Source organism: Microbacterium sp. PA5, from assembly GCF_049860775.1.
Lineage (GTDB): Bacteria > Actinomycetota > Actinomycetes > Actinomycetales > Microbacteriaceae > Microbacterium.
This window is the reverse complement of the sequence record NZ_CP187567.1, coordinates 1,146,116-1,171,083: the sequence shown is the minus strand read 5'-3', so window position 1 is coordinate 1,171,083 and position 24,968 is coordinate 1,146,116. Positions and strand designations below refer to the sequence as shown.

The window sequence follows — 24,968 nt, the reverse complement described above, 5'->3', positions numbered from 1 at the left end:
TGTCGAGAGGCCGCTCATCCCGCCGTCACCGCGATCCGGGTCTGAAGCACCGCAGCCTTGCCGGTGGCGGGCGTCACCCTGACGGTGACGAGGATCGCGGCGGGTTTGCCCACGTCCACTCCCGTGGGGCACGCGGCCACCGTCACGGTGCGCGTGAAGCCGGCGGGAATCGCGACGTTGGGCAGGGTCATCGGGTCGGCGTCGACGAGCTTGACAGCGCTGTCGCGAAGCTGCGCACACGTCGTGGTCGTCGCGGGCTGCACCGGGAACTGCGCCCGGAGGGCGGAGATGTGCGCATCGGCGAGGGCGGTGGCCGTGACGCGATCCCGGTTGTCGATGCTGAGGGCCGTCGCGCTGATGAGCAGCGGAAGGACGGCGAGGGAGAGCACGGCGAGGAGGAACATCGCGAGGATCATCTCCACGAGGCTGAAGCCGTCGTCGGAGCGCTGGAACACGAGTCACCTCCGGGGGAATGAGGCGTGATGGGGGGAGGGAGAGAACGCGACGAGGCCGGCCCGTTCGGGCGGGCCGGCCTCGTCGGCTGCGGTGCCTACTTGCAGGCGGTGCCGTCAGCCTTGGCGCCCGGGCCGGCGTAACGCGTGGTCGCGCCGGTCTTGGCCGCCGACACACAGATGTCGGCGGTGGTGGTGCCGCTCACGAGCGCGGTCGTGATGTCGCCCGAGCCGCCGGAGGCGGCAGCCTCGGCGACGGTCGGGCTCGTCGGTGCGTCGGCCGAGGCCACCGCCGCGGCGGTGGCGCCGTTGGCGGCGGCCGCGTCGAGCGCCTTCGTCTGAGCATCCGCCTGGATGTTCGCGAAGATCGGGATCGCGATCGCTGCGAGGATGCCGAGGATGACCACGACGATGATGAGTTCGATGAGCGAGAAGCCCTCGTCACCGTTCTCCTCGCGGCGGGCCTTCTCAGCCTGGACATAGTTACGGAAAGTGCGCATGTGCGTGCCTTCTCCTAGGGGGTGAACAGGTTCACCGGCACGGTAGGAGTGCACTTCGGGGGGAAGGTGCACAACTGGGGGGATCTCGGAATCCGGGGGGATGACTCCGAGACTTGTGCCGGGTTGGATTGAGAGGCCCGCCGCGAGGACGTGTCTCCCTCTCCGTCACCAATCATTAGAGGTCTCTCATGTTGTTGTCAATGAGAAATCTGGGAGGAATGTGAATTCTGTGTTTCGTGAGACAGATGTGACGAACGATGTGCAAGCCGCCGACCCGGGTCGGTCAGCCGTCGAGCACCTCTAGACGGACCGTCACTTCGTCCCCTTCGAACACCTGCTCGGCATCCCTCACGGCACGCTTGAGCGGAAGCACGTAGGCGCCCCTTCCGGCATCGGGGAAGATGGACGTCCGCCACGTCGTCGAGCCGATCGTCGCCTGCACCCGGGTGGCGCCGAAACCCCTGGGAATCCGCGGAATCTCGCGGATTTCGGCGGAGAGATCCGCCGGCACGGCGACGAAGAACCAGGCGTCGGAACGGGCGTCCCAGCGGAACGCCTCGGCGCGGAATTCGACGATCACAGGGCCACACTATCGACCCGGGGCAACCCCTTTCCGATCCTCTATCGGCGGGGTCGGCGAAGGCGTAAGCCAACACGTCGCAGACGCCGTCGACGCGGCTTCGGCGACGGCGCGAGAGACGCCGTCACCTCACTGCGAGCACGACGAAAAAACTTCTCCACCGGCGCTCCCGAGGGCGTCGGACGTCGAAAATGAGAACCGCGAGCCCTCCTCGGGCCCGATTCACGTCACCACTGAGGGTGGATATCGGCCTTCAGAAGACGGTCGTAGACGTCGTGCACGGCGGTGTCGAACCCGCTGAGGTCGACCTCCATCTCCCCCGCCGCGGCATTGGCGACGGCCTGGCGCACGTTGCGAGCCCCCGGGATGACCGAGGTGACTCCGGGCCGGGACGCGATCCAGGCAAGCGTGGCCGCCGGAAGCGAGACGCCGTCCGGGAGCGCGGTCTCGAGCTCGTCCACGGCCCTCAGCCCGGTCTCGTAATCGACGCCCGAGAACGTCTCGCCCTTGTCGAACGCCTCGCCGTGCCGGTTGTACGAACGGTGATCGTTGTCGGCGAAGCGGGTCGCGGACGAGTACTTGCCGCTCAGCAGCCCGGACGCGAGCGGAACGCGGGCGAAGACCGCGACGTTCGCCTCGGCTGCTGCAGGCAGCACCTCGTCCAGGGGCTTGAGGCGGAAGGGATTCACGATGATCTGCACATTCGTGAGCCCGGGGCGGGCGATGGCCGACAACGCCTGCGCCACCGTCTCGACCGACACACCGTACGCGGCGATCGCGCCTGCGGCGACGAGGTCGTCGAGGGCGTCATAGGTGACATCCGCGTCGATCACCTCGGACGGCGGGCAGTGGAGCTGGACGAGATCGAGCGTCTCGACGCCGAGGTTGCGGCGGGAGCGATCGGTCCACGCGCGGAAGTTCTCGGGTGTGTAGTTGGCCGGCTCCTGTGCCGCCCGACGCCCCATCTTGGTGGCGACCGTGATCTCATGGCCGGGCCGATCGGCCAGGAACCGGCCGATGATCTGCTCGCTGCGCCCGTCACCGTACACGTCGGCGGTGTCGAACAGCGTCACGCCCGCATCGGCCGAGGCCTCGAGCACGGCCCGCGCGTCGTCCTCAGAGACGTCGCCCCAGTCGGCCCCCAGCTGCCAGGTGCCGAGGCCGATGGCGGAGACGGAACGACCGGTGGACCCGAGGCTGCGCTGCTGCATACGCCCAGCCTAGAGCCGACCGCGGACACACCGCGGACGCCAGCGAGGGCCGGGTATGCTCCCCCGGCCCTCGCTTCGGCTCCGATCAGGCGTTCGTCTTGGCGCGTCCCTTCGTCTTGACGGTCTTGATCGTGCCGGTCACTGCGTCGCTCTCGGCGTGGGTGCCCGAGCGCTGCGCGCGGACCTCGTCGAACGACGTGCCGTAGTAGGCCGCCTCCATGAGGGTCTTCATGTCCGCGATCATCGGCATCCGCGGGTTGGCGGGCGCGCACTGGTCGCCGTACGCGGCCATCGCCAGGTCGTGCAGACCGGCGATGAACGCCGCCTCGTCCACGCCCTGCTGCTGGAACGACCGCTCGATGCCGACCCGGTCGCGCAGCTCCTCAACGGCGCGGGCGTAGCTCTCCACGCCCTCCTCCGGGGTCGACGCCGGCAGACCGAGGTGAGCGGCGATCTCCTGGAAGCGCTCGGGGGCGATGTAGCGCTCGTACTTCGGCCAGCTCGTGAGCTTCGTGGGGATGCGGCCGTTGTAGCGGATCACGTGCGGCAGGTACACCGCGTTCGTCCGTCCGTGGATGAGGTGGTACGTCGCACCGGTGACGTGAGCCATGGCGTGGACGATGCCGAGGAACGCGTTGCCGAAGGCCATGCCGGCGATGGATGCCGCGTTGTGCATCTTCTCGCGGGCCTTGAGCTCGGCGGCGTCCGTGGAATTCGGCTGGGCCTTGGCGCTCAGCTCGATGTTCTCGAAGATGAGCTTGATCGCGTGGAGGCACAGTCCGTCGGTGTAGTCGTTCGCGTAGACGGACACATAGGCCTCGGTGGCGTGCGTGAGGGCGTCGAAGCCCGCGTCGGCGACGAGGAATCCGGGGAGCACCTTGGTGAGCTCCGGGTCGATGATCGCGACCGACGGCGTGAGCGCGTAGTCGGCGAGCGGGTACTTCATGCCGCTCTCGTCATCGGTGATGACCGCGAACGGCGTCATCTCCGAACCGGTGCCCGACGTCGTCGGGATGCACACGAGCTTGGCGAGCTTGCCCATCTCCGGGAAGGTGAACGCGCGCTTGCGGACGTCGAAGAACTTCTCGCGCATGTCGGAGAACTCCACCTCGGGGTTCTCGTAGAGCAGCCACATGACCTTCGAGGCATCCATCGGCGAACCGCCGCCGAGCGCGATGATCGTGTCGGGCTTGAACTGCCGCATCGCCTCCGCACCCGCCCGGACCTCGGAGACCTTCGGCTCGGGACGCACCTGGTTGAGCAGCTGCACCTGGACGCGGTTCTCACGCCGGTTGAGGACGTCCATGACCTTGTCGACGTAGCCGAGCTTCGTCATGGTCTCGTCGGTCACGATGGTCACCCGCTCGAGGCCGCGCATGTCGGCCAGGTATCGGATGGCGTGGGGCTCGAAGTAGGTCTTGGCCGGGATCTTGAACCACTGCAGGTTGTTGTTGCGTCGACCGATGCGCTTGACGTTCAAAAGGTTCACCGCCGAGACGTTGTTGGAGACCGAGTTGTGGCCGTAGGAGCCGCAGCCCAGGGTGAGCGACGGCATGAAGGCGTTGTAGATGTCGCCGATGCCGCCGAGCGCCGACGGGCTGTTCTCGATGATGCGGACGGCCCGGACGACCTCGCCGAACTTGGCGATGACGGCCTGGTCGTTGGAGTGGATGGCGCCCGAGTGACCGAGTCCGTCGAAGTCGACCATCTGCCTGGCGAGGTCGATGCCCTCGTCGGGGGTGGCGGCGCGCAGCACGGCGAGCACCGGCGCGAGCTTCTCCCGCGTGAGCGGCTCGTGGGGTCCGACGCCCGAGACCTCGGCGAGGATGATCGAGGTGTCCTCGGGGACGGTGAAGCCGGCCTGCTCGGCGATCCACACCGGCGACTGGCCGACGACCTTCGCGTTGAGCTTCGCATCGGCGCAGTTCACGCTGTCGGCGGCGACGCCGAAGATGAACTCCTCCAGCATGCGCTTCTCGGCGGGGGTCGCCATGTAGGCGTGCAGGCGGGCGAACTCGGCGAGCGCTTCCTCGGCGATGGGCGCGTCGAGGATGACCGCCTGCTCGCTCGCGCAGACCATGCCCATGTCGAAGGACTTCGAGAGCACGATGTCGTTCACGGCGCGGCCGACCTTGGCGGTGCGCTCGATGAAGGCCGGCACGTTGCCGGCGCCGACGCCCAGCGCGGGCTTGCCGCACGAGTAGGCGGCGCGGACCATCGCGTTGCCGCCGGTGGCGAGGATCAGGGCGACGCCCGGGTGGTTCATGAGCTCGCCCGACGCCTCCATCGACGGCTCCTCGATCCACTGGATGCAGTCCGCCGGCGCGCCGGCGGCCACCGCGGCGTCGCGCACGATGCGGGCGGCGGCGACCGAGCAGTTCTGCGCCGACGGGTGGAAGCCGAAGACGATCGGGTTGCGGGTCTTCAGCGCGATGAGCGACTTGAAGATGGCGGTGGAGGTCGGGTTGGTGACCGGGGTGAGCGCGCAGATCACGCCTACGGGGTCGGCGATCTCCGTGATGCCGGTGAGCTCGTCGTGCGAGATGACGCCGACCGTCTTCTGGTTGATGATCGAGTTCGTCACGTGCTCGCACGCGAACATGTTCTTCACGGCTTTGTCCTCGAAGAGGCCGCGGCCGGTCTCCTCGACCGCCATGACCGCGAGGTCGCCGTGGTGGTGGAGCGCTGCCACAGACGCCTTGCGGACGATGTGGTCGACCTGCTCCTGCGTGAATGATGCGTACTCCGCGAGGGCAACCTGCGCCCGTTCGACCAGAGCATCGATCGACGTAGACATTGTGGGTCTCCTACCCGGCGCGGATGCTTCATCCGCACCCTTGCTGGTTCGGGTCGGGATGGTTCCCCGCCCTTCTGATGCCATTATCCTCACTGTGGTCTGACCACACAAGGGGGTGAGGTGTGAACAAATCGGAGACGGGTTATGCACGCCGATGACCGCTCCGCCGGGGCGCGGATCGGCGCACACTGGGGTCATGTCGAAGGTGCCGCTCTACTACTACTCGTCGACCTCGAACCTCACGGGTCGGTTCGCGGCGAGCCTCGCGCGCACCGACGGGCGCCCCGTGCGGAACCTCGCCGATCCGGCCGTGCGGAAGACCGAGGCACCCGGCCCCTGGGTGCTGCTGACTCCGTCGTACAAGGCGGGCAACGCCAACGAGGTGACCCTGCCGGCAGGCGTGCGGAGCTTCCTCCGCTCCCCCATGAACCGGCGCCGTCTGATCGGGATCATCGGATCGGGCAATCGCAACTTCGGCGTCTACTACCAGGCGGCGGCGCGGCAGCTCGCGCAGCGGTCAGGACGGCCGATCCTGTTCGAGTTCGAGCTGTCGGGCACCGCGGAGGACGTCGCGCGCTGCGCCGCCATCCTCGCCGACCTGGACGCTGCCCTGAACGCCTCCGACTGACCTCTCCCGCCGCGCTTCGGTCGGACGCGCTTGACCCTCACACTGTGTCAGGGTCGATCGTGTGGACATCATGTACACCATCGGAGAGTTCGCCGCCCTGGGACGGGTGAGCGTGCGCATGCTGCGGCACTACGACGCGATCGGGCTGCTGGTCGCGGCGAGGGTCGACGGACGCACGGGCTACCGCTCGTACACCATCGACCAGCTGCCGCTGCTCCTGCGGATCGTCGAACTGCGGGAGCTGGGCGTGGGCCTGGACCGCATCGCCGACCTGGCCGCCGCCGCGGACCAGGACGAGGCGCTGCGGACGGTGCTCGTCGAACGACGCCGCGCCCTGGCCGCGTCCGTCGCCGAGGATCGCCTGCGCATCGCCCGGATCGAGCGTCGCCTCCGTCTTCTGGAAGGAACCACCATGTCGGATGTCCACTACACGCGCATCGCGCCCGTCACCGTCTACGCCGCCCGCACCGTCGCCCCGGGCATGGGACCCGAGAACATCGGCCCGGCGATCGGTCCGCTCATCGAGGAACTGGACCGTGCCCTGCAGGCGGCCGGACGTCCGCTCCTCGAGCCCGGCATCTTCTGGTACGACGCCGAGGACGACGAGCGCATGACGGTGCACGTCTCCTATGTCGCCGAGCCGGAGCCGGTTCCCGGTGACGGCTACGACGTCGTCGAGCTGCCCGAGCTCGCCACCGCCGCGACCCTCCAGCACCGTGGTGACATGAGCGGGATCGGCGAGTCCTGGTCGACGCTCATGGAGCAGATCGTCGCCGACGGCTACCGCGTCGTCGGGCCGTGTCGCGAGGTGTACCTCGAAGCCGACGGCCACGTTCCCGGGCCCGACTGGCTGACCGAACTGCAGGCGCCGGTCGAGCGCGTCTGACTCACGCCGCCGCCGCGTCGTCCTCGTCTTCGACGGGGCGCGCGGCGGCGATGTGCGCGATGGGCCGCCAGACGAGAAGCAACGTGAGCGCGGCGCCGAAGAAGGCGAACCACCACGGCGCCGTCAGCCCCCACACCTGGGCGATGACGCCACCGAGCGCCTGGCCGATCACGAGGCCGCCGAAGACGCCGACCATGTTCACCGAGGCGATGCGCCCCTGCAGCTCGTGCGGCACGAGGCGCTGACGCACCGTCGTCGAGATGGTGCCCCACACGAACGCGTACGCCCCGAACGCGAACATGATCACGAAGGCGATCGCCCCCGACGTCGTGAGCGCGAACGCGAGGTGCATGAGCACCTCCGCTGTCAGGCACACCCGCATGAGCGCCTTGAACGAGAAGCGGCTCTCGAGCCAGCCGAAGCTGAGAGTGGACAGGAGGCCGCCGATCGCCGACGCCGTGGTCAACGCGCCGTAGCCCACCGGACCCATCTGCAGGTGCTCGGTGGCGTAGAGCACCAGCACACCCCAGGGCGCTGCCCACGTGATGTTGAACGTGAGGATGATGATGACGAGGGTGCGCACCGGCGGGTTACGCCAGAGCCACCGCATCCCCTCGAGGATGTCGGTGTGCACCGCCGTGCGCGGACCCGCCGATGCCGCCGCGTCCGCCGACGGGAGGCGGGTGGTCGCGATCCGTGAGATGAGCACCACCGCGAGCGCGACGCAGATCGCCTGGACGGCGAACGGCCAGAAGGAGCCGAGCGCGAAGAGGAAGGCGCCCAGGGGCGGGCCGCCGAACTGGTTCGCGACGAGGAATCCCGCCTGCAGTCGGGCGTTGCCGATGCCGAGGTCCTTCTTGCGCACCATCATCGGCAGGAGCGTGCTGCTGGTCGTGTCGACGAAGACCTCCGCGCAGCCGTAGACGAAGGCCACCACCAGCACCACCCAGATGGTGGCGACGCCGGTCACCAGGAAGGCGCACAGCGCGACGAGCACCAGTGCACGGATGCCGTTGGCGACCATGATCAGCACGCGACGGTCCACGCGGTCGGCGATGGCGCCGGCGTGGAGGCCGAACAGCAGCCAGGGCAGGAACTGGAGGACCGCGCCCGATGCCACGAGCACGGGCGAGTCGGTCATCGAGGCGATGAGAAGTGGCGAGGCGGCGAGCGCGATGCCGTCGCCGACGTTGCTCGTCCACGACGAGGCGAGCAGCCACCGGAAGTCCCGCCCCAGCCGCCGTGGCGCGACCCACTCTCCGATGCTCACCGGTCGAGCCTAGGACACGCCGCCGACACGGTCGGTACGCGGATGTCCCGGGAGCGCTGCGCCGCCGGCACGTCCGGGATTTGCTGCAGCGATACCCCCGGGTGTATTTTGGGGATACCCCCTGGGGTATAACGACGAGATGAGGAGTTCCCGATGTGCAGCAGAGTGACCTGCGCGGAGTGCGGCAAGGCGACATGGGCGGGCTGCGGCCAGCACGTGGAGGACGCCCTGCGGGGTATCCCGGCAGAGGACCGCTGCCCCGGCCACGACGACGCGGTGGCGTGATGCGCATCGTCATCGTCGGTGGCGTCGCCGGAGGGATGAGCTGCGCCGCACGCGCCCGCCGCCTCGACGAGAGCGCCGAGATCATCGTGCTCGAGCGCGGTGCGCACGTATCGTTCGCCAACTGCGGCCTGCCGTACTACGTCGGCGGCGAGATCGCCGAGGAGCAGTCGCTGCTGGTGCAGACGCCGGAGACGCTGCGCGCCGCGCTGGCCCTCGATGTGCGCACCGGCCATGATGTCGTCGCCGTCGACACGACGGCCAAGACGCTGAGCGTCCGAACCGTCGACGGCGACTCCGACCTCTCCTACGACGCGCTCGTGCTCTCCCCCGGCGCATCCGCATTGCGTCCGCCCCTGCCCGGGCTCGACTCGCCGCGCGTGCGCACGCTCCGCACGGTGGAGGACGCGATCGCCCTGCGCGGCGCGGTGCTCGGCGGCGCTCGCCGCGCCGTCGTCCTCGGCGCCGGCTTCATCGGCATCGAAGCGGCCGAGGCGCTGGCCGGGCAGGGGCTCGACGTGTCGGTCGTCGAGTTGGCACCACATGTGCTGCCGCCGCTGGAGACCGAGCTGGCGTCTCTGGTGGCCCAGGAGCTCGGCGCGCTCGGCGTCGACGTCCGCGCCGGGATCGGGGCGGCGAGCGTCGAGCACGGTGACGACAGCGACATCGTCGTGCTCTCCGACGGATCCCGCATCCCGGCCGACATCGTCGTGCTCTCGGTGGGCGTCCGCCCCGACACGGCACCGTTCGAAGCCGCCGGCATCGCCTGCGAACGCGGCGCCATCATCGTCGACGAGCACGGCCGCACCTCGGCCGAGAGCGTCTGGGCCGCGGGCGACGCGACCGTGTCGGTCGATGCCGTGACCGGCAGCCGTCGTCCCGTCGCCCTCGCCGGCCCGGCCAATCGTGCGGGGCGACTCATCGCGGACGACATCCTGCGGCCGGGCGCTGCGCGTGCCCTCCCGCAGCCCGTCGGCACCGCGATCGTGCGCGTCGGGTCGCTGACCGCCGCCCTCACCGGCGCGAACCGCTCCTCGCTCGACACCGCCGGCATCGCGCACCGTACGCTCCACCTGCACCCCAATCAGCACGCCGGCTACTTCCCCGGCGCTGCGCAGATCCATCTCATCGTGCAGCTGCGTGCCTCCGACGGACTCCTCCTCGGTGCGCAGGCCGTGGGCACCGAGGGCGTCGACAAGCGGATCGACGTGCTCGCCACGGCCATCCGCGCGGGGATGACGGTCGACGACCTCATCGACCTCGACCTCGCCTACTCCCCGCCCTACGGACAGGCGAAAGACCCGGTGAACCTCGCCGGGATGGTCGGCGAGAACGTCCTCACCGGCGCGCTGACCCTCTGGTACGCGGACGAGCTCGAAGAGCAGCAGCACCGCGCGCTGATCCTCGACGTGCGCACCGCCGCCGAGTACGCCACCGGCGCCATTCCGGGGTCACTCCACATTCCGCACACCGAGCTCCGCGAGCGCATCGATGAGGTCCGCGAGGCGGCCGAGGGCCGCCCGGTGCGGGTGACCTGCCAGTCCGGCGTGCGCTCGGCCATCGCCCATCGCGTGCTCACCCAGGCGGGATTCGACTCCGCCTCGCTGTCGGGCGGCATGCTGACCCTCCGCGCCTGGCTCGGTGAGCGTCAGTCCGAGGTCCTCACCGCGCCGGCAGTGCTCCAGCATGCCTGACCTCGCCCACTCCCCCTTCCACCGCCAAACCGACCGATCCGGAGAGAACGCATGAGCACCATCGACGTCGAGGCGCAGAAGCGCATCCTCAACCGCCTCCGCCGCGCGCGCGGCCAGCTCGACGCCGTCATCGCCGCGGTGGAGAACGAGCGGCCGTGCCGCGAGGTCGTGACGCAGCTGTCTGCGGTCTCGAGCGCCCTCGACCGCGCCGGCTTCGCGATCGTGTCGACCGCGATGAAGGACTGCATCGCCGATCCCGACGGGGCCCGGGAGAGTCAGGGCCTCACGACGGAGGAGCTCGAGAAGCTCTTCCTCATGCTCGCCTGAGAGCGACGCCCGCCGCCGACGACCCCGAAGGAGAAGACAGACGATGCGTTACGCCGTGACCTGCCGGAAGTGCGGAAAGACGACGTGGTCCGGTTGCGGACAGCACGTGGAGCAGGTGATGCGACGCGTTCCCGCTTCTCAGCGCTGCGCGGGGCACCAGGCCGACCCGTCCAGCGGCTTCTTCGCGCGACTGTTCGCGCGCTGACACCGGCGGGCGGGCTGCCTCCGCTCAGCCGCGCGCCGGCTCCTCGACGGCCGCTCCCCAGCCGTCGTAGTCACCGCCGTGGCGCTCGATGATCGCGATCACCTCGCGCAGGAACTGCGCAACGGTGTCGTCGCTCAGCGCTTCCTGGCGCGCCGCTCGAAGGATGGTCTTCATCCAGCGGCGGCCCAGGCCGACCTCGAATCCCGCCGCAACGAGCTCATCGCCTGCGGACTCGGCCTGTGCACGACGCGCGAAGATCGCGAAATGCTCCACCTCGCGCGGCACGCTGAGCACGTCACCGAGTTCGCCGCGCTGATCGCGCTGCGTGGGCCACATCGACATCTGGAAGTCGTAGGTAGACATTCGCCCAGTATGGCCGAACGGGCGAGAGTGCCGCCCGGCGTCGCGGTCGGAGCGTCCTGGCAGCCTCGTGCGTCCCGTCCGACCTGAGCTGACCAAGCTGACCCCCTCCTGCACGGTGAGGGGTGGGAAGCACCCGTTCACGGGATGCGGGGCGACCCGACCGCCGCGCATCATGGGCGGAGACAAGCTCCCCGGCGCCGTTCACCCGTGTCCGCCAGGACACGGCGCCGCCCAGGAGCGAAGGAGTGCGACCATGCTCACCAAAGCTCTTCTCGTTCGCCTCGAGGCGCGGCCGGGCAAAGAGGAACAACTGGCGGACTTCCTGATCGGTGCGCGGTCGGTGGTCATGGAGGAGCCGGGCACCATCGCGTGGTTCGCGATTCGGTTCGGCCCCTCGACGTTCGGTGTGTACGACGTCTTTCCCGACGATGCCGCTCGAGACGCCCACCTCGCCGGTGGTGTGGGTCAGGCGCTCGGCCCCAACACGGGTGTCCTGTTCAGCGAGCCGCAGGTCGAACGGATCGACATCCTCGCCGACAAGATGCCGGCCTAGCCGGGAAATGCAGGAGGACCCCCATGACCACGTACAAGGTCGGCTATTTCGTCGGAAGTCTGTCGTCGACGTCGATCAACCGCATCCTGTCCAGAGCACTCATCCGCGTGGCCCCGGACGAGCTCGAGTTCAGTGAGATCCCGATCGGTGACCTGCCGCTGTACAGCCCGGACTACGACACCGACTATCCGCCCGCCGCGCGCGAGCTGAAGGCTGCCATCGACGCCGCCGACGCAGTGCTGTTCGTCTCCCCCGAGTACAAGCGTTCCATCCCCGGTGCGTTGAAGAACGCGATCGACTGGGCGTCCCGGCCGTGGGGTCAGAACTCCTTCGATCACATTCCCGCCGCAGTGATCGGAGCCTCGATCGGTCAGATCGGAACGGCGATCGGTCAGCAGAGCCTGCGCGCGGTGCTCAGCTTCTGCAACGCACGTCAGATGACCTCACCCGAGGCGTACATCCATTACTCCGCCGAGGTCTTCCGGGACGACGGCAAGATCACCAACCACTCCACCGAAGAGTTCCTCCGCGCCTACATGGGCGAGTTCCGCACCTACATAGCTATGGTTCTCACGGTCCTCCCCCGCCGACCAGCGGCGTGATCAGCCTCGTACGCGCTCGGCGGCGTCTGCTCGGTCGGCCCTGGCGTGCAGCCGCCGACCCGCAGGTGCAGGGCCACTGGACCGTGGGGGTGTCGGCAGAACCACTCGTGGTACTGATGGCCGTGAAGCGACCGACTCCCAGTGAACACCTCATCGCTTTGCGCATCGGCGCCCGCTGCGCAAATGTTCCCGTTGAGATCCCGCACAGCACGCTCAGCCGCGTACGGTCGACACCTCGCCGTATCTGATGCACAGGTCGCCAGCGAACGCCTTGCGAGACACGGTCGTCTTCTCCAGCGCCGCGCACGTGACGAGGCTCCCCGCGGTCCCGGTGACGTATACCCACTTTCCGCCCGGGGGCTTGGCGAAGTAGAAGCCGGCGTTCGGAACGCGCGCCGACCATGAGAAGACCCGTCCGCTCACGTAGCCGGGGGTCCCGGAGCGGGTGCTGAGGCTGTGGAAGACCGCGTTCTCGAGGCGCGCAGGGTTCAGCGCCGCGATGAGCTTCAGGAACGGGCGGTAGCGGTCGACGATCGTTGCGAGAGTGGACCGGTCGATGCAGCGGATCCAGACCTGGGCGAGCGATTGCGTCCTCGCGAACGAGCGGTCGATCTGGCACATCAGCGTCGAGGAGACGAAGTTGCTGACCGTGCTGAGGGTTCCGTGGATGCCGCTGATCCGACCATCGCGTACGAACCCACTGGCGAGGAGAGCCTCCCGTGCGGCGATGACGTACTCCGTGCTACCGGTCTCCCCGTAGAAATAGGTGCGTGTCTGCGTGACGGTTCCGTCGACGTACCACGTCCGGCCGGGCACGTTGAGCTCCGCAGTTGTGCGCTCCACCGCGACTTCGGGGTTTATGCCGAGCGTGGCCACCGCAGCAAGACCGGCATCGTGCGCCGCCTCCCGGGCCGCCCACGCCGGCGGTGTCGCCGCGTTCGCCGCGGTCGCCGGGACCAGGGGTGTCACCGCGAGAAGCACGGCGATGACCGCACCCCACGCTCTGCGGCTGCTCGAACCGAACGACTTCATCTGATTCCCGTTCCCTTCGGCCTGGCCGGCGTTCACGCTACGCGACCTTCTTCGCGGCAGACAGGCGCGCGACCGTGGTGTATCCGGACTTCTTGCCGGTCACTTTCACGGTCAGGTACCTCCCCCGCAGCGACGACGGGATCACGTACGTGGACTTCGTCGCCCCTCTGATCGCCCTTCCGCTCGCGTACCACTGGTACGTGAACGTAGTGCCCGTGCTCCACGTCCCCGGCTTCGCGGTCACCTTCGCACCGGTCTTCACCGTCCCAGAGATCGTCGGGACCGCCGTCCGCGGCACCTTCAGCGTCGCCTTCGACGCGAGGCTGACGGTCGTGTACCCCGACTTCTTCCCCGCGACCTTCACCGTGAGCGACTTCCCCATCAGGCTCGACGGGATCGTGTACGTGGCCTTGGTCGCCCCTGAGATCTTCACTCCATTCGCGTACCACTGATACAGGAACGTCGTCGACGTAGACCACGCACCCGGCTTTGCCGTCAACGTCGCCCCCACCTTCGCGGTCCCCGAGATCGTCGGAACCGACGTTCGCGGCACCTTCAGCGTCGGCGCGGACTCCTTGAACTCCTGGTGGGACTCCGCGAGCTGGGCCCAGACGTTCACCGTGATGCTCTTGCCGAGGACGGCCGATGTGACCTTATAGGTCGACGAGGTCGCATCGGTGATCCGCGCCCCGTTCGCCAACCACTGGTAGCGGAGTGTGAGCCCCGCGGGCCACGCGCCTGTGGTGGTGGTGAGAGTGCTCCCGACGACCGCGGTGCCGGAGACCACCGGACGTGCCGGCAGACCGCCGACGGTGTCGACGTTCATGTCCACGCCCGTGACGGCGGTGCTCGTCGTCAGATCGACGGGAGTGGCTCCCGTCTGGTCGACCGAGTCGTTCCACCACTCGCCGGCGGATGATGCTGTTCCGGCGCCCGCTCCGAAGCGACTGAAGGCATGGACGAAGTAGACGCCGGGCACGTTGCGGCGGATCGTGTACGTGCCGTCGTCCTCCACGCGCACGAAGCCATACCCATTCGGCTCGGCGGACACCATCCAGTAGTCGTCGCGCGTCGCCTCGAACCAGGCGCCGCTGATCCGCCCGGAGATGGTCCGGCCCTCCATCAGCGTCTGCGTGACCTCGACGGTCGCGCCGGGGGCCGCCACGGTGATCGTGTGAGCGCCCTCGAAGTCGAAGGCGCCGCCCTGCCACTGGTACACGACGACGTTGCCCGTCTCCGAGTAGTCGTGGTTCTCATATTTGATCTTGTAGGACCCGGGCGGGAACCCGTCCAGGGTGAACGTCCCGTCGTCCGCCGCGTGAGCCGACGCGACCCGATCCTCCGGGTCGTCTACACGGTAGAGCGAAACATCCGTGGAGATCTCGGTCACGTCCGCGCCAGCGGGGTAGGTCACCGTCCCGGTGATGGTGGACCCCAGCGCGAGCTCCGCGTCGACACCCGTGCGCGCCTCCCCCTCCGCCAGAGTGATCAGTGTCGCTCCCCCGAGTGTGGGTGAGTCATGCCACCATTCCGAGGCGAAGGTCGGTCCCGCAAAGAACAGCACCCGGTAGGTTCCGGCGTCCAACCCGCTGTAGGTGTATGTCCCATCCTCCCAGCTGACGCGTCGGCTGCTGCTGAAGATCGGGCGGCTGTCCTCGTCGAGCATGGTGACGACCGCATAGATCGCGTCTTCGTCGACAGTGTGCCCGGCAGGCACGGCGACGGTCCCCGAGATAGACGCGGTGCTCCCCGCGATCGCAGGTGCCGCGACGAGCGACAGAACGAGGGCGAGCACGACGCTCGTAGCGACGGTGAGCGAGCGCGAGCGAGTGCGCATGGACATCATCTCCCCAGATGATCGAATCCAACGGTCGGAGGCAGAGCCAGCTGCACCCGAAACCCCAGGTGCGGGGTCAGCCTACTGGGGCCTAGCCCGGTCCGGATAGGGAATCGCAGACCAGGAGTCACGCAAACCCCCGGCGGTCCCTCGCGTTGCCCCACAAGCCGGCGACGACCGATCCAGTCGCCCGATAGACCATCGACACCACGGAAACGAAGAAGGGCACCGGCTGATAGCCGGTGCCCTTCCTCATTTTCGACCGTTTTGCCAACGGCCCAACCGTCGGGATGACAGGATTTGAACCTGCGACCCCTTGACCCCCAGTCAAGTGCGCTACCAAGCTGCGCCACATCCCGGTTCGCTGTCCGCACGCGGACAACTCCCCCATCTTACCCGCTCGCGGCGCGCCCCGCGAACCGGCTCGGCGGTGTCGGTGGTGGACCGTATGGTCGCGACATGGCCGAGATCGAGATCCTGCCGGCGTCCGCGGACCGCTTCGACGACGTCGAGCATGCGCTGACGGGAGGCGGGGACGGCGGCTCGTGCTGGTGTCAGTGGTGGATGCTGCGGGCCAAGGACTTCGACGCGACGACCAACGACGAGCGGCGTGCTCTCCTGCGCGAGGACGTCGCCGCCTCCCCCGCGAGCGGGCTGGTCGTCTACGTCGATGGAACGCCGGCCGGATGGGTGAAGGTGTCGCCGCGTCCGGAGCAGCCACGCCTGGCGCTGACACGGAACTTCCAGCAGTCGCCCGAGCCGTTCGACGACCCTGCCGTGTGGGCGATCACCTGCTTCGTCGTGCGACGGGAGTTCCGCAAGCAGGGCCTGTCGGAGCGGCTGCTCGATGCCGCAGTCACCCATGCGCGCACGCATGGAGCCCGGGTCGTGGAGGGGTACCCTGTCGACACCGACGCCACCCGCGCGTCGTCCAACAGCCTGTTCCACGGCGCGCTGTCGACGTTCGTGTCGGCGGGGTTCGTCGAGGTCGCCCGCCCCACGCCCAGCCGCCCGATCGTGTCGCTCGTGCTGGTCTGACGCGTCGTACGATGAGTGCCATGTCCACCTTCCGGCGGACGGCGGGTGAGCGAAGGGCCGCGATGACGCAGCAGGACACGAGATCCGCTCGCCTCGAGGCGACCCGCTGGTGGGGATTCTGGCTCTTCGCCGCGGTCGCCGCCGTCCACGTCGCGGCGATCGTGCTCCGCGCAGAGACGCTGACGTATCCGACGAAGCTCATGCTGATCCCGACGCTCGCGCTCGCCTGCGTGTGGGCGCTGCGCGGAAGCCCCGCCACACCCACGGCGACGCTCCTGTACGCGGCGCTCGCCTTCTCGTGGCTCGGCGACGGAGCGGCCTTCTTCTTCCCGTACCTGACCGATGAGCTGCCGGCCATGCTGCTGTGCTTCGGCCTGGCGCACCTGCTCTACATCGCACTGTTCGCCGGGCGGGTCCGCGAACGGCCGGTGCCGCCGTGGGCTCTCGTCTACGCGGTGTGGTGGGGCGTCATGATCGCCGTGCTGTGGCCGCATCTCGGCGGACTGCTCGTGCCGGTCATCGTCTACGGCGCGGTGCTCGCCGGCACGGCCGTGTTCGCGACCCGGGGCGGCACGCTCACGACGGCGGGCGGCGCGCTCTTCCTGGTCTCGGACACCCTGCTGGCCCTGCGGCTCTTCCTCCCGGGTGTCTCGGAAGCGGCGGCCGGTCCCTGGATCATGGCGGCGTACTGCGCCGGGCAGGGGCTGCTCGTGCTCGGTGTCGCCCGCATCCTGCGACGGGACCTGCGATGAGCGAAGCCGTGCGTGTCGATTCCTGGCTCTGGGCCGTCCGCGTCTACAAGACGCGCTCGGCGGCGACGACCGCGTGCCGCGCCGGACATGTGCGGGTCAACGGCGAGAAGGCCAAGGCGGCGCAGGCGGTGCGCGTCGGCGACGAGCTGCGGGTGCGGATCGCCGGCTTCGACCGCATCCTCATCGTGCGCCAGCTGATCGTCAAGAGGGTCGGCGCCCCGCTGGCGGCGGTCGCCGCCGAAGACCGGACGCCCGCCCGGGAGCCCACCGCCATGCTCGCCGTGCGCGATCGCGGCGCGGGACGCCCGACCAAGCGCGAGCGCCGCGACATCGACCGCCTGCGCGGCCGCGAGTGACTCAGCCGCGAGCGGGCCGTGCGGCCGCCCGGCGCGCGACCACATCCGTCACCGCTGCGATGGCGACCGTCGCCACGTAGACGACCAGGTCGCGCGGGTCGAACACGGTGCCGAGCACGAGCATGGCCGGTCCGAACCCCGCGCCCCACTGCGCGGGCAGTCCCGTGAGCTGGAACAGCTCGACCCCGACGCACCACGCCCCAGCGATCGCCGCGACGACCGGCGACGACAGCCGCGGCGCGACCGCCACGAGTCCCGCATAGACGGCCACCGCGTACAGCACGTCGCCTGCGATGTCGCCTCCGACGCCCGTGAGCCGCAGATGGACGAACAGCCCGACCGCCACCGCCGATGCGAGCGCGGAAGCCGCAGCGATGCGCCGCCCCGTCGCCGTGCGGGTGCGTGTGCGCCGTCTCGGCGTCAGAGCAGTGCCCGCAGCCACGAGACGGGCTCCACGGCGACGCCCGGGCCCTCGGTCAGACGCGAAGCCAGGCCGCGGTCGCTCGTCACCGCGGTGACGCGGCGGCCCGCCGCCGCCAGTCCCTTCGCCTGGTCGACGATCGCGTCGTCGCCGTGCGCGTCCGCGCGCACCACCGTCACCCCGTCGACCTCCGCGGCAGCCCTCGCCTCGCCCTCCAGCACCGCCACGATCTCGGGATACCAGCGGTCCTCGGGCAGCCCGAGCGCGGCGCCGTCTATGCCGTCTCCGGCCAGTTCGGCCAATCGCGCGAGCAGACCGGACGCAGCGCCGGCGCGGTCCTTCCACCAGCCGTCGGGGACGGAGCCGACGACATTCGCGGCATCCACGACGAGCACCGGCCGCACATCGAGGAGGGGAAGCAGGTTGCGCCACGAGGCGGCGAAGCCCGGATGCAGCGGGTAGTCGGTGACGGACTCCACCGGCACCCAGGAGAGCTCGCGGCTCTCGGGGTCGCTGATCACCGCTTCGAAGGGCGTCGTGACATCGGCGACGACGGTGCTGTACGTCCAGATGCCCACGTCGAAGACACTGATGAGGCGCGGGTGGACGGCGTCGGCCGGGACACCCGCTTCTTCGGCGGACTCGCGCAGTGCGCCGTCGCAGGCCGACTCGCCCTCATGACGAGCGCCGCCCGGGAGCGCCCAGGTGTCGCCGTGATGGCTCCACGAGACCCGATGCTGGAGCAGGACGGACCCGCGCGTCCCCCGTGCCGGATCGAGGGCGAGCAGCCCCGCCGCACCGAAGCGGCCCCAGTACTGCGTGCCGTCCGGGGCGACCACCCACGCGTCGCCGGGATCGCGCGGCCCCGAGGGCCGGCGCGGCTCTCCGGGTGCGGGGGGCACGATCGTCATCCCCCCACCTTCGCACACGATGCGACCCCGGCCTCCTGCGTGTCGCAATAGGCAAGCGAGATTCCTTGCGACACGCCATATGTGTACTCGACGAAGCCGCCGACCACTACATATGGTGGTCAGACCACATTCGGCGAGAGATCGCCGCTCGTCTTCTGAGAGAGGAACCCCCATGTCTTCCCGGCCCACCCCGCGCACCGTCACCGTCTCCGAGACCGTCGACGAGTACCTGTCGCGCGCCGACTGGCGCGTCAACGCCAACGCGAACCAGGGCTATTCGCTGGGCGGCATGATCCTCAACTCCGCCGGCAAGCTCATCGCGAACTACTGGCTCGACGAGGTCTACGCGCCGGAGGCGGGCGCCGCGCACCGCGACGGCGATCTCCACATCCACGACCTCGACGTGTTCGCGGGGTACTGCGCCGGGTGGTCCCTGCGCATGGTGCTCGAGCAGGGCTTCAACGGCGTCGCGGGCAAGATCTCCTCCGCGCCGCCCAAGCACTTCTCCAGCGCTCTGGGGCAGCTCGTCAACTTCCTGGGAACCCTCCAGAACGAATGGGCGGGCGCGCAGGCGTTCAGCTCCTTCGACACGTACCTCGCGCCGTACGTGCGCATCGACGGACTGGACTACGCGCAGGTGCACCAGGCGATGCAGGAGTTCATCTTCAACCTCAACGTCCCGTCGCGGTGGGGAACGCAGACGCCGTTCACCAACCTCACCTTCGACTGGGTGTGCCCTGACGACCTCGCCGCGCAGCATCCGCTCGTAGGCGGGTCGGTTCAGCCGTTCGCGTACGGCGACCTGTCCGAGGAGATGGGACTCATCAACCGCGCCTTCATCGAGGTGATGACGGCGGGAGACGCCGACGGCCGCGCGTTCACCTTCCCCATCCCAACGTACAACATCACCCGCGACTTCGACTGGGACGGTCCCCACGTCGAGGCGCTCTTCGCGATGACCGCGAAGTACGGCCTCCCCTACTTCCAGAACTTCGTCAACTCCGACCTCGACCCGCACATGATCCGCTCCATGTGCTGCCGGCTGCAGCTCGACCTCACGGAGCTGCTCAAGCGCGGCAACGGGCTGTTCGGCTCGGCCGAGCAGACGGGATCGATCGGCGTCGTCACGATCAACTGCGCACGGCTCGGCTTCGTGCACTCCGGCGACGAGACGGCAGCGCTCGCCCGACTCGACGCGCTGCTCGAGATCGCGCGCGACAGCCTGGTCGCCAAGCGCGCCGTCGTCACCGAGCACCTGGAGGGCGGCCTGTTCCCCTACTCGAAGCGCTACCTGGGCACCTTCGACAACCACTTCTCGACGATCGGCGTGAACGGCATCAACGAGTACGTGCGCAACCTCACCCGCGACGCCGACGACATCACCACCGAGGCAGGCGCCGCCCTGGCGACCCGCCTGCTCGACCACGTCCGCGCGCGCATGGTCGAGTTCCAGGAATCCACCGGCCACATGTTCAACCTCGAGGCCACTCCCGCCGAGGGCACCACCTATCGGTTCGCGAAGGAGGACATCGCACGGTTCGGCGATGCCGGCCTCCTCCACGCGGGAACACCGGCGCAGCCGTACTACACGAACTCGTCCCAGCTGCCGGTCGGCTACACCTCCGACCCGTTCCTGGCGATGGAGATGCAGGAGCCGCTGCAGGCCAAGTACACCGGCGGCACGGTCCTCCACCTCTACCTCGGCGAGGCGATGTCGTCGGCAGCCGCGTGCAAGCAGTTCGTGCGCCGGTCTCTCGAACGGTTCCGACTGCCGTACATCACGGTCACGCCGACGTTCTCGATCTGCCCCACGCACGGGTACCGCTCCGGGGAGCACGCGGTGTGCCCGGACTGCGGCCGCGAGTGCGAGGTCTGGACGCGCGTCATGGGTTACTTCCGGCCGATCGCCTCGTTCAACATCGGCAAGAAGGGCGAAGCTGAAGAGCGACGCCACTTCATCGCCGACGCCGTCGAGGAGGAATCATGGAGCGATCGCCCTCTGCTCCCTACGATCTGAGGATCGCGGGGCTCACACCGTTCTCGACCGTGGACTGGCCGGACATGCTGGTCGCCACGGTGTTCCTGCAGGGCTGCCCGTGGGACTGCTTCTACTGCCACAACCCGGCCCTGATCGACCCGCGCGCCGAGACGGTGCTGAGCTGGAGCGACGTCACCGATCTCCTCTGCGACCGCATGGGGCTGCTCGACGGCGTCGTCTTCAGCGGCGGCGAGCCCACGATGCAGAGAGGTCTCGTCCCGGCGATGCAGATCGCGCGGGCGCTCGGCTTCCAGGTCGGCCTGCACACGGGCGGCGCCTATCCGTCGCTGCTGGCGAAGGCACTCCCCTACGTGGACTGGGTGGGCCTCGACATCAAGGCGGCACGCGAGGACTACGCCGGCGTCACCGGCCGGGGTCCGAGCGGTGACCACGCGTGGCGGTCCCTGGAACTCGTGCTGGCCCACAACCTGCTGCGGGCCGGCACGAAGCACCCGCTGGCCTACGAGGTGCGCACCACCGTGCACCCGGCAGCCATCGACGACGACGGGCTCCAGGAGCTCGGATGCCGCCTCGCCGACGCGGGCGTGGAGTGCTGGGCCGTGCAGCGGTTCCGTGATGCGGGGACCCGGCATCCGCTCCCCCGCGTCACGGAGGCGGCCGCGGAGCTGCACCTCGATCGGCTGCCGGTCGAGCGCTTCGCGTCGTTCGAGCTCCGCTGAGGGCGACGACGTTTCGTCTCGTCGCTGCGCTCCTCGCTCAACGACCGGACGGGCGAAGCGGACGACGTTTCGTCTCGTCGCTGCGCTCCTCGCTCAACGACCGGAGGGGCGAACCGGGCGACGTTTCGTCTCGTCGCTGCGCTCAACGACCGGGGGCGAGCCGGCCGGTCGTTGAGCGGGCGCAGCGAGACGAAGCGCAGCTGGGTCAGCGCTGACGGCGCTCGCGCACCCGCATGTTCGTGACGATCGGCGTGCCCTCGAACCCGAACAGCTCGCGCAGCCGCCGCTGGATGAACCGGCGGTAGCCGGGGTCGAGGAACCCCGTCGTGAACAGCACGAAGGTGGGCGGGCGGGTCGAGGCCTGCGTCCCGAAGAGGATGCGGGGCTGCTTGCCGCCGCGGAGCGGATGCGGGTGCTCGGCGACGAGTTCGGCCAGGAAGGCGTTGAACTTGCCGGTGGGGATGCGCTGATCCCACGACTCGAGGGCGGTCTCGAGCGCCGGAACGAGCTTGTCGAGGTGCCGTCCGGTGCGGGCGGAGAGATTCACGCGGGGCGCCCAGGCGACGTGGGCGAGATCCTGCTCGATCTCGCGCTCGAGGTAGCGGCGACGGTCGATGTTCTCCATGTCGTCGTCGTTCAGGCGGTCCCACTTGTTGTAGGCGAGCACGAGCGCCCGGCCCGACTCCAGCACCAGGTCGATGATGCGGACGTCCTGCTCGCTGATCGGCTCGGACACGTCGAGGACGACGACCGCGACCTCGGCCTTCTCGAGCGCGGCGGAGGTCCGCAGCGACGCGTAGAAGTCGGCGCCCTGCTGCAGGTGCACGCGGCGGCGGATGCCCGCGGTGTCCACCAGCCGCCACAGCTTGCCGCCGAGTTCGACGATCTCGTCGACGGGGTCGCGGGTGGTGCCGGCGAGATCGTTGACGACCACGCGCTCCTCCCCCGCGGCCTTGTTCAGCAACGACGACTTGCCCACGTTGGGGCGCCCGAGGATCGCCACCCGACGCGGACCGCCGAGCTCGTTCTTGGCGACGGCCGAGACCTCCGGCAGCACCTTCATGATCTCGTCGAGCAGGTCGGCGACACCACGGCCGTGGATCGCCGAGACGGGGTGCGGCTCGCCGAGGCCGAGGTTCCACAGCGCCGCGGCCTCCGGCTCCTGCCGTGCATCGTCGATCTTGTTGGCGACGAGGAAGACGGGCTTGTCGGCCTTGCGCAGAAGGCGGACGACCTGCTCGTCGGTGGCGGTGGCACCGACCATGGCGTCGACGACGAACAGCACGACGTCGCACAGCTCGATCGCGACCTCGGCCTGCGCGGCCACGGAGCGGTCGATGCCGCGGGCGTCGGGCTCCCACCCGCCGGTGTCGACGAGGGTGAACCGGCGATCCATCCACTCGGCCTTGTACGTCACCCGGTCGCGGGTGACGCCGGGGGTGTCCTCGACGACGGCCTCGCGACGTCCGAGGATGCGGTTCACGAGAGCCGACTTGCCGACGTTGGGGCGCCCGACGATGGCGACGACGGGAAGGGCGGGCAGGACCTCGACGACCTCGCCGCCGGCGGTGAAGCCGGCCAGCAGGTCGGCGTCCTCCTCGTCGAGCTCGTAATCGGCCAGCGACGCGCGCAGCGCCGCCGCCCGCTGCTCGGCGAGCTCCTCGTCGAGGTTCGCGAGCTTCTCCTCGAGACGGTCGGGACCGCCCTCGTACTCGTCGTCCACTGCGGCCATCAGCGCGCTCCCGTTCCGTCGCCGACGACGGCCAGGACGGCGTCGACGGTCTGTGCGAAGTCCAACTCGGTCGAATCGACCACGGTCACGCCCGGTGCGGCGGTGAGGAAGTCGACGACCTTCGAATCGGCCGCGTCGCGCTGGTGCAGCGCGGCGGCGACGGCCGCGGCGTCCTGACTGGAGACCTCGGCGCTGCGCCGCGCGGCACGGACCTCGGGCGCGGCGGTGAGGAGGATCCGCACCGGTGCGTCGGGGAAGACGACCGTCGTGATGTCGCGGCCCTCGACGATGACCCCCGGGACGGCGGCATCCGCCACGAGTGTGCGGAAGAGCCCGTTGACCGACTCGCGGACGGCGGGCACCCGCGCGACTCCGCTCACGGCACCGGAGACCCGCGGGTCGCGGATCGCGTCGGTCACCGCGACGTCGCCGACGCGCACCCAGTAGTCGTCGGGGTCGAGCGAGATGGCGTAGTCGAAGTCGGCGACGGCGGCGAGCACCGCTTCGGCGTCCGAGGTGTCGCCACCGCGCTCGAGGACGTGCCAGGCCAGGGCCCGGTAGGCGGCGCCGGTGTCGAGGTAGCCGTAGCCCAGCCGGCGGGCGACCTGCTTGGACACGCTGGACTTGCCGCTGCCGGCGGGTCCGTCGATCGCGACGGCGCGCACCTCGGCGGAGGCGGTGGTCTGTGGGTCAGTCATTCGAGAGGCTCGCAATCTTCCAGCCGCGCGCTTCCAGGCCGTCGACCGCGTGCCGCAGCACGGCGGGATCGACGCTGATGTCGGCGAGGCCGAACTGAGCGCCGGGAGAGTGCTCCAGACGCAGGTCCTCGACGTTCACGTCGAGTTCGCCCAGCTCGCCGAAGAGGCGGCCGAGCTGGCCGGGGGTGTCGTCGACCATCACGACAAGCTGCTCGAAGCGACGGTTCTGTCCGTGCTTGCCGGGCAGCCGCTCGACGCCGTCGTTCCCGCGACGGATCGTCTCGGCCACGGCGCGACGGGCGCCGGGAGACTCCGGGGCGCGGAGGGCGTCGGCGACGGCGGCGAGATCGCCTGCCAGCGCGTCGAGCACGTCGACGACCGGTGCCGCGTTGGCACCGAGGATCTGGACCCACAGCTCGGGGCCGGACGCCGCGATGCGCGTGGTGTCGCGCACGCCCTGACCGGCCAGACGCAGAGAGCCGTCCGGCGCATCGACGAAGCGCCCCGCGAGGAGCGAGGCCACCAGCTGCGGCACGTGCGAGACGAGGGCGACGGCCCGGTCGTGCTCGTCGGGGGTCATCTCGATCGGGGTGGCGCCGAGGTCGAGCGCGAGGCCCTCCACCAGCGCGAGGTCGGCCGCCGGCGTCTCGCCGTCGCGGCACACGACCCAGGGGCGGCCGACGAAGATGTCCGCGCGGGCCGAGATCGCACCCCCGCGCTCGCGACCGGCCATCGGATGCGAGCCGATGTAGTGGGTGAGGTCGATGCCGCGCTCCCTGAGCGCGCGCAGCGGCTCCAGCTTCACGCTGGCGACGTCGGTGACGACGACGCCCGGGAAGGACGTGAGCTCGCGCTCGATGACGTGGGCGGTCACGTCCGGCGGAACGGCGACGACGATCAGAGACGGCCGGTCGTCGTCCCGCGCGGGGCGGCCGGCCCCGTAGTCCACCGCCAGACGCAGCTGAGCGGGCGACGCGTCCGCCAGTGCCACGTCGACGCCCAGGGCGCTCAGCGCGTGGCCGATGCTCGAACCGAGCAGACCCGCGCCGACGATGCGGACCGTCCCCGACGTGCGCGCCGCGCGGGCGCGCGCATCCGCAGAGGTCGAGTCGGTCACCGCTAC

Annotated in this window: 26 protein-coding genes and 1 tRNA gene; 12 read left to right on the top strand and 15 right to left on the bottom strand. The window is 69.6% G+C overall.

Going from position 1 to position 24,968, the window contains the following annotated elements:
• Positions 1-14: 14 nt before the first annotated feature.
• The 5 genes from ACPWUT_RS05390 to adhE all read right to left on the bottom strand — a co-directional run bounded on the left by ACPWUT_RS05390 (position 15) and on the right by adhE (position 5,540).
• Positions 15-455, bottom strand: coding sequence for a prepilin-type N-terminal cleavage/methylation domain-containing protein (locus tag ACPWUT_RS05390; RefSeq protein ID WP_425841426.1), 441 nt, complete (start codon positions 453-455; stop codon positions 15-17).
• A gap of 95 nt (positions 456-550) precedes the next feature.
• Positions 551-952 (bottom strand): type IV pilin protein, encoded by a 402-nt coding sequence (locus tag ACPWUT_RS05385; protein ID WP_425841423.1) that lies wholly within the window; start codon positions 950-952, stop codon positions 551-553.
• A 283-nt stretch (positions 953-1,235) separates the two neighbouring features.
• Entirely contained in the window at positions 1,236-1,532 is a 297-nt protein-coding gene (locus ACPWUT_RS05380; protein WP_425841420.1) for a DUF1905 domain-containing protein, read from the bottom strand.
• A 227-nt stretch (positions 1,533-1,759) separates the two neighbouring features.
• Entirely contained in the window at positions 1,760-2,743 is a 984-nt protein-coding gene (locus tag ACPWUT_RS05375; RefSeq protein ID WP_284529425.1) for an aldo/keto reductase, read from the bottom strand.
• An 85-nt stretch (positions 2,744-2,828) separates the two neighbouring features.
• Positions 2,829-5,540: a bifunctional acetaldehyde-CoA/alcohol dehydrogenase gene (adhE, locus tag ACPWUT_RS05370; RefSeq protein WP_425841416.1), complete on the bottom strand. Its 2,712-nt coding sequence runs from the start codon at positions 5,538-5,540 to the stop codon at positions 2,829-2,831.
• Positions 5,541-5,736: 196 nt separating this feature from the next.
• Between adhE and ACPWUT_RS05365 the strand changes: the two genes are divergently transcribed.
• Entirely contained in the window at positions 5,737-6,168 is a 432-nt protein-coding gene (locus tag ACPWUT_RS05365) for a ribonucleotide reductase stimulatory protein (RefSeq protein WP_284529423.1), read from the top strand.
• 70 nt (positions 6,169-6,238) lie between these two features.
• Positions 6,239-7,054 carry a MerR family transcriptional regulator gene (locus ACPWUT_RS05360; RefSeq protein WP_284529421.1) on the top strand — a complete coding sequence of 272 codons (816 nt, stop codon included), beginning with the start codon at positions 6,239-6,241 and terminating at the stop codon, positions 7,052-7,054.
• Between the two features lies 1 nt (position 7,055).
• Here the strand turns inward: ACPWUT_RS05360 and ACPWUT_RS05355 are convergent, their stop codons facing one another.
• A complete protein-coding gene (locus ACPWUT_RS05355) occupies positions 7,056-8,324 on the bottom strand; it encodes an MFS transporter (RefSeq protein ID WP_425841411.1) in 1,269 nt (422 codons plus the stop codon).
• A gap of 153 nt (positions 8,325-8,477) precedes the next feature.
• Between ACPWUT_RS05355 and ACPWUT_RS05350 the strand changes: the two genes are divergently transcribed.
• From ACPWUT_RS05350 to ACPWUT_RS05340, 3 genes are read left to right on the top strand one after another with little or no spacing between them, the layout of a single operon-like run.
• Positions 8,478-8,609, top strand: coding sequence for a hypothetical protein (locus ACPWUT_RS05350; protein ID WP_425841408.1), 132 nt, complete (start codon positions 8,478-8,480; stop codon positions 8,607-8,609).
• The gene (locus ACPWUT_RS05345; RefSeq protein ID WP_425841405.1) at positions 8,609-10,300 is read left to right on the top strand and encodes an FAD-dependent oxidoreductase; all 1,692 of its coding nucleotides are present in this window, start codon (positions 8,609-8,611) and stop codon (positions 10,298-10,300) included. Before ACPWUT_RS05350 ends, ACPWUT_RS05345 begins: the two co-directional genes overlap by 1 nt.
• Before the next feature lie 51 nt (positions 10,301-10,351).
• Complete coding sequence (locus ACPWUT_RS05340) at positions 10,352-10,627, top strand: metal-sensitive transcriptional regulator (protein WP_284529415.1); 276 nt, start codon at positions 10,352-10,354, stop codon at positions 10,625-10,627.
• A 229-nt stretch (positions 10,628-10,856) separates the two neighbouring features.
• Here the strand turns inward: ACPWUT_RS05340 and ACPWUT_RS05335 are convergent, their stop codons facing one another.
• Positions 10,857-11,195 (bottom strand): ribonuclease E inhibitor RraB, encoded by a 339-nt coding sequence (locus tag ACPWUT_RS05335; RefSeq protein WP_425841403.1) that lies wholly within the window; start codon positions 11,193-11,195, stop codon positions 10,857-10,859.
• A gap of 253 nt (positions 11,196-11,448) precedes the next feature.
• On the opposite strand from ACPWUT_RS05335, the gene ACPWUT_RS05330 reads away from it, so the two are divergent.
• Complete coding sequence (locus ACPWUT_RS05330; protein WP_425841400.1) at positions 11,449-11,748, top strand: putative quinol monooxygenase; 300 nt, start codon at positions 11,449-11,451, stop codon at positions 11,746-11,748.
• A gap of 23 nt (positions 11,749-11,771) precedes the next feature.
• Entirely contained in the window at positions 11,772-12,350 is a 579-nt protein-coding gene (locus ACPWUT_RS05325) for an NADPH-dependent FMN reductase (RefSeq protein WP_425841397.1), read from the top strand.
• 213 nt (positions 12,351-12,563) lie between these two features.
• Here ACPWUT_RS05325 and ACPWUT_RS05320 read toward each other — a convergent pair whose 3' ends face one another.
• From ACPWUT_RS05320 to ACPWUT_RS05310, 3 genes are all read right to left on the bottom strand, one after another.
• Positions 12,564-13,418, bottom strand: coding sequence for a hypothetical protein (locus ACPWUT_RS05320; protein WP_425841394.1), 855 nt, complete (start codon positions 13,416-13,418; stop codon positions 12,564-12,566).
• 1 nt (position 13,419) lies between these two features.
• Positions 13,420-15,219 carry a hypothetical protein gene (locus tag ACPWUT_RS05315; protein ID WP_425841391.1) on the bottom strand — a complete coding sequence of 600 codons (1,800 nt, stop codon included), beginning with the start codon at positions 15,217-15,219 and terminating at the stop codon, positions 13,420-13,422.
• 285 nt (positions 15,220-15,504) lie between these two features.
• A tRNA-Pro gene (locus tag ACPWUT_RS05310) sits at positions 15,505-15,578 on the bottom strand.
• A 100-nt stretch (positions 15,579-15,678) separates the two neighbouring features.
• Here ACPWUT_RS05310 and ACPWUT_RS05305 point away from each other — a divergent pair.
• From ACPWUT_RS05305 to ACPWUT_RS05295, 3 genes are read left to right on the top strand one after another with little or no spacing between them, the layout of a single operon-like run.
• The gene (locus ACPWUT_RS05305) at positions 15,679-16,257 is read left to right on the top strand and encodes a GNAT family N-acetyltransferase (protein WP_425841388.1); all 579 of its coding nucleotides are present in this window, start codon (positions 15,679-15,681) and stop codon (positions 16,255-16,257) included.
• A gap of 20 nt (positions 16,258-16,277) precedes the next feature.
• Positions 16,278-17,009, top strand: a complete 732-nt coding sequence (locus ACPWUT_RS05300) for a lysoplasmalogenase (RefSeq protein WP_425841385.1) — start codon at positions 16,278-16,280, stop codon at positions 17,007-17,009.
• A complete protein-coding gene (locus ACPWUT_RS05295; RefSeq protein WP_284529407.1) occupies positions 17,006-17,365 on the top strand; it encodes an RNA-binding S4 domain-containing protein in 360 nt (119 codons plus the stop codon). Before ACPWUT_RS05300 ends, ACPWUT_RS05295 begins: the two co-directional genes overlap by 4 nt.
• 1 nt (position 17,366) lies before the next feature.
• Here the strand turns inward: ACPWUT_RS05295 and ACPWUT_RS05290 are convergent, their stop codons facing one another.
• The gene (locus ACPWUT_RS05290) at positions 17,367-17,711 is read right to left on the bottom strand and encodes a DUF2809 domain-containing protein (protein WP_425841382.1); all 345 of its coding nucleotides are present in this window, start codon (positions 17,709-17,711) and stop codon (positions 17,367-17,369) included.
• A 74-nt stretch (positions 17,712-17,785) separates the two neighbouring features.
• Complete coding sequence (locus tag ACPWUT_RS05285; protein ID WP_284529405.1) at positions 17,786-18,697, bottom strand: NUDIX domain-containing protein; 912 nt, start codon at positions 18,695-18,697, stop codon at positions 17,786-17,788.
• 172 nt (positions 18,698-18,869) lie between these two features.
• Here ACPWUT_RS05285 and ACPWUT_RS05280 point away from each other — a divergent pair, with 172 nt between their 5' ends.
• Positions 18,870-20,714, top strand: coding sequence for a ribonucleoside triphosphate reductase (locus ACPWUT_RS05280; protein ID WP_425841378.1), 1,845 nt, complete (start codon positions 18,870-18,872; stop codon positions 20,712-20,714).
• Positions 20,681-21,415, top strand: coding sequence for an anaerobic ribonucleoside-triphosphate reductase activating protein (locus ACPWUT_RS05275; RefSeq protein ID WP_425841375.1), 735 nt, complete (start codon positions 20,681-20,683; stop codon positions 21,413-21,415). The genes ACPWUT_RS05280 and ACPWUT_RS05275 overlap by 34 nt, the downstream gene beginning before the upstream one ends.
• A gap of 205 nt (positions 21,416-21,620) precedes the next feature.
• Here the strand turns inward: ACPWUT_RS05275 and der are convergent, their stop codons facing one another.
• From der to ACPWUT_RS05260, 3 genes are read right to left on the bottom strand one after another with little or no spacing between them, the layout of a single operon-like run.
• Positions 21,621-23,147, bottom strand: a complete 1,527-nt coding sequence (gene der / locus ACPWUT_RS05270; protein ID WP_284529401.1) for a ribosome biogenesis GTPase Der — start codon at positions 23,145-23,147, stop codon at positions 21,621-21,623.
• On the bottom strand, positions 23,147-23,845 hold the full coding sequence (cmk, locus tag ACPWUT_RS05265; RefSeq protein WP_425841371.1) for a (d)CMP kinase: 699 nt from the start codon (positions 23,843-23,845) through the stop codon (positions 23,147-23,149). Before cmk ends, der begins: the two co-directional genes overlap by 1 nt.
• Positions 23,838-24,962, bottom strand: coding sequence for a prephenate dehydrogenase (locus tag ACPWUT_RS05260; protein ID WP_425841368.1), 1,125 nt, complete (start codon positions 24,960-24,962; stop codon positions 23,838-23,840). Before ACPWUT_RS05260 ends, cmk begins: the two co-directional genes overlap by 8 nt.
• Positions 24,963-24,968 lie beyond the last annotated feature (6 nt).

Excerpts from the sequence above, each read along its gene's own strand:
- ACPWUT_RS05315 (WP_425841391.1), bottom strand. The coding sequence starts at position 15,219 with ATGCGCACTCGCTCGCGCTCGCTCACCGTCGCTACGAGCGTCGTGCTC.
- ACPWUT_RS05345 (WP_425841405.1), top strand. The coding sequence starts at position 8,609 with ATGCGCATCGTCATCGTCGGTGGCGTCGCCGGAGGGATGAGCTGCGCC.
- ACPWUT_RS05375 (WP_284529425.1), bottom strand. The coding sequence starts at position 2,743 with ATGCAGCAGCGCAGCCTCGGGTCCACCGGTCGTTCCGTCTCCGCCATC.
- ACPWUT_RS05280 (WP_425841378.1), top strand. The coding sequence starts at position 18,870 with ATGTCTTCCCGGCCCACCCCGCGCACCGTCACCGTCTCCGAGACCGTC.
- ACPWUT_RS05350 (WP_425841408.1), top strand. The coding sequence starts at position 8,478 with ATGTGCAGCAGAGTGACCTGCGCGGAGTGCGGCAAGGCGACATGGGCG.
- ACPWUT_RS05340 (WP_284529415.1), top strand. The coding sequence starts at position 10,352 with ATGAGCACCATCGACGTCGAGGCGCAGAAGCGCATCCTCAACCGCCTC.
- ACPWUT_RS05335 (WP_425841403.1), bottom strand. The coding sequence starts at position 11,195 with ATGTCTACCTACGACTTCCAGATGTCGATGTGGCCCACGCAGCGCGAT.
- ACPWUT_RS05365 (WP_284529423.1), top strand. The coding sequence starts at position 5,737 with ATGTCGAAGGTGCCGCTCTACTACTACTCGTCGACCTCGAACCTCACG.
- adhE (WP_425841416.1), bottom strand. The coding sequence starts at position 5,540 with ATGTCTACGTCGATCGATGCTCTGGTCGAACGGGCGCAGGTTGCCCTC.
- ACPWUT_RS05360 (WP_284529421.1), top strand. The coding sequence starts at position 6,239 with ATGTACACCATCGGAGAGTTCGCCGCCCTGGGACGGGTGAGCGTGCGC.
- der (WP_284529401.1), bottom strand. The coding sequence starts at position 23,147 with ATGGCCGCAGTGGACGACGAGTACGAGGGCGGTCCCGACCGTCTCGAG.
- cmk (WP_425841371.1), bottom strand. The coding sequence starts at position 23,845 with ATGACTGACCCACAGACCACCGCCTCCGCCGAGGTGCGCGCCGTCGCG.
- ACPWUT_RS05385 (WP_425841423.1), bottom strand. The coding sequence starts at position 952 with ATGCGCACTTTCCGTAACTATGTCCAGGCTGAGAAGGCCCGCCGCGAG.
- ACPWUT_RS05285 (WP_284529405.1), bottom strand. The coding sequence starts at position 18,697 with ATGACGATCGTGCCCCCCGCACCCGGAGAGCCGCGCCGGCCCTCGGGG.
- ACPWUT_RS05305 (WP_425841388.1), top strand. The coding sequence starts at position 15,679 with ATGGCCGAGATCGAGATCCTGCCGGCGTCCGCGGACCGCTTCGACGAC.
- ACPWUT_RS05330 (WP_425841400.1), top strand. The coding sequence starts at position 11,449 with ATGCTCACCAAAGCTCTTCTCGTTCGCCTCGAGGCGCGGCCGGGCAAA.
- ACPWUT_RS05295 (WP_284529407.1), top strand. The coding sequence starts at position 17,006 with ATGAGCGAAGCCGTGCGTGTCGATTCCTGGCTCTGGGCCGTCCGCGTC.
- ACPWUT_RS05325 (WP_425841397.1), top strand. The coding sequence starts at position 11,772 with ATGACCACGTACAAGGTCGGCTATTTCGTCGGAAGTCTGTCGTCGACG.
- ACPWUT_RS05275 (WP_425841375.1), top strand. The coding sequence starts at position 20,681 with ATGGAGCGATCGCCCTCTGCTCCCTACGATCTGAGGATCGCGGGGCTC.
- ACPWUT_RS05300 (WP_425841385.1), top strand. The coding sequence starts at position 16,278 with ATGTCCACCTTCCGGCGGACGGCGGGTGAGCGAAGGGCCGCGATGACG.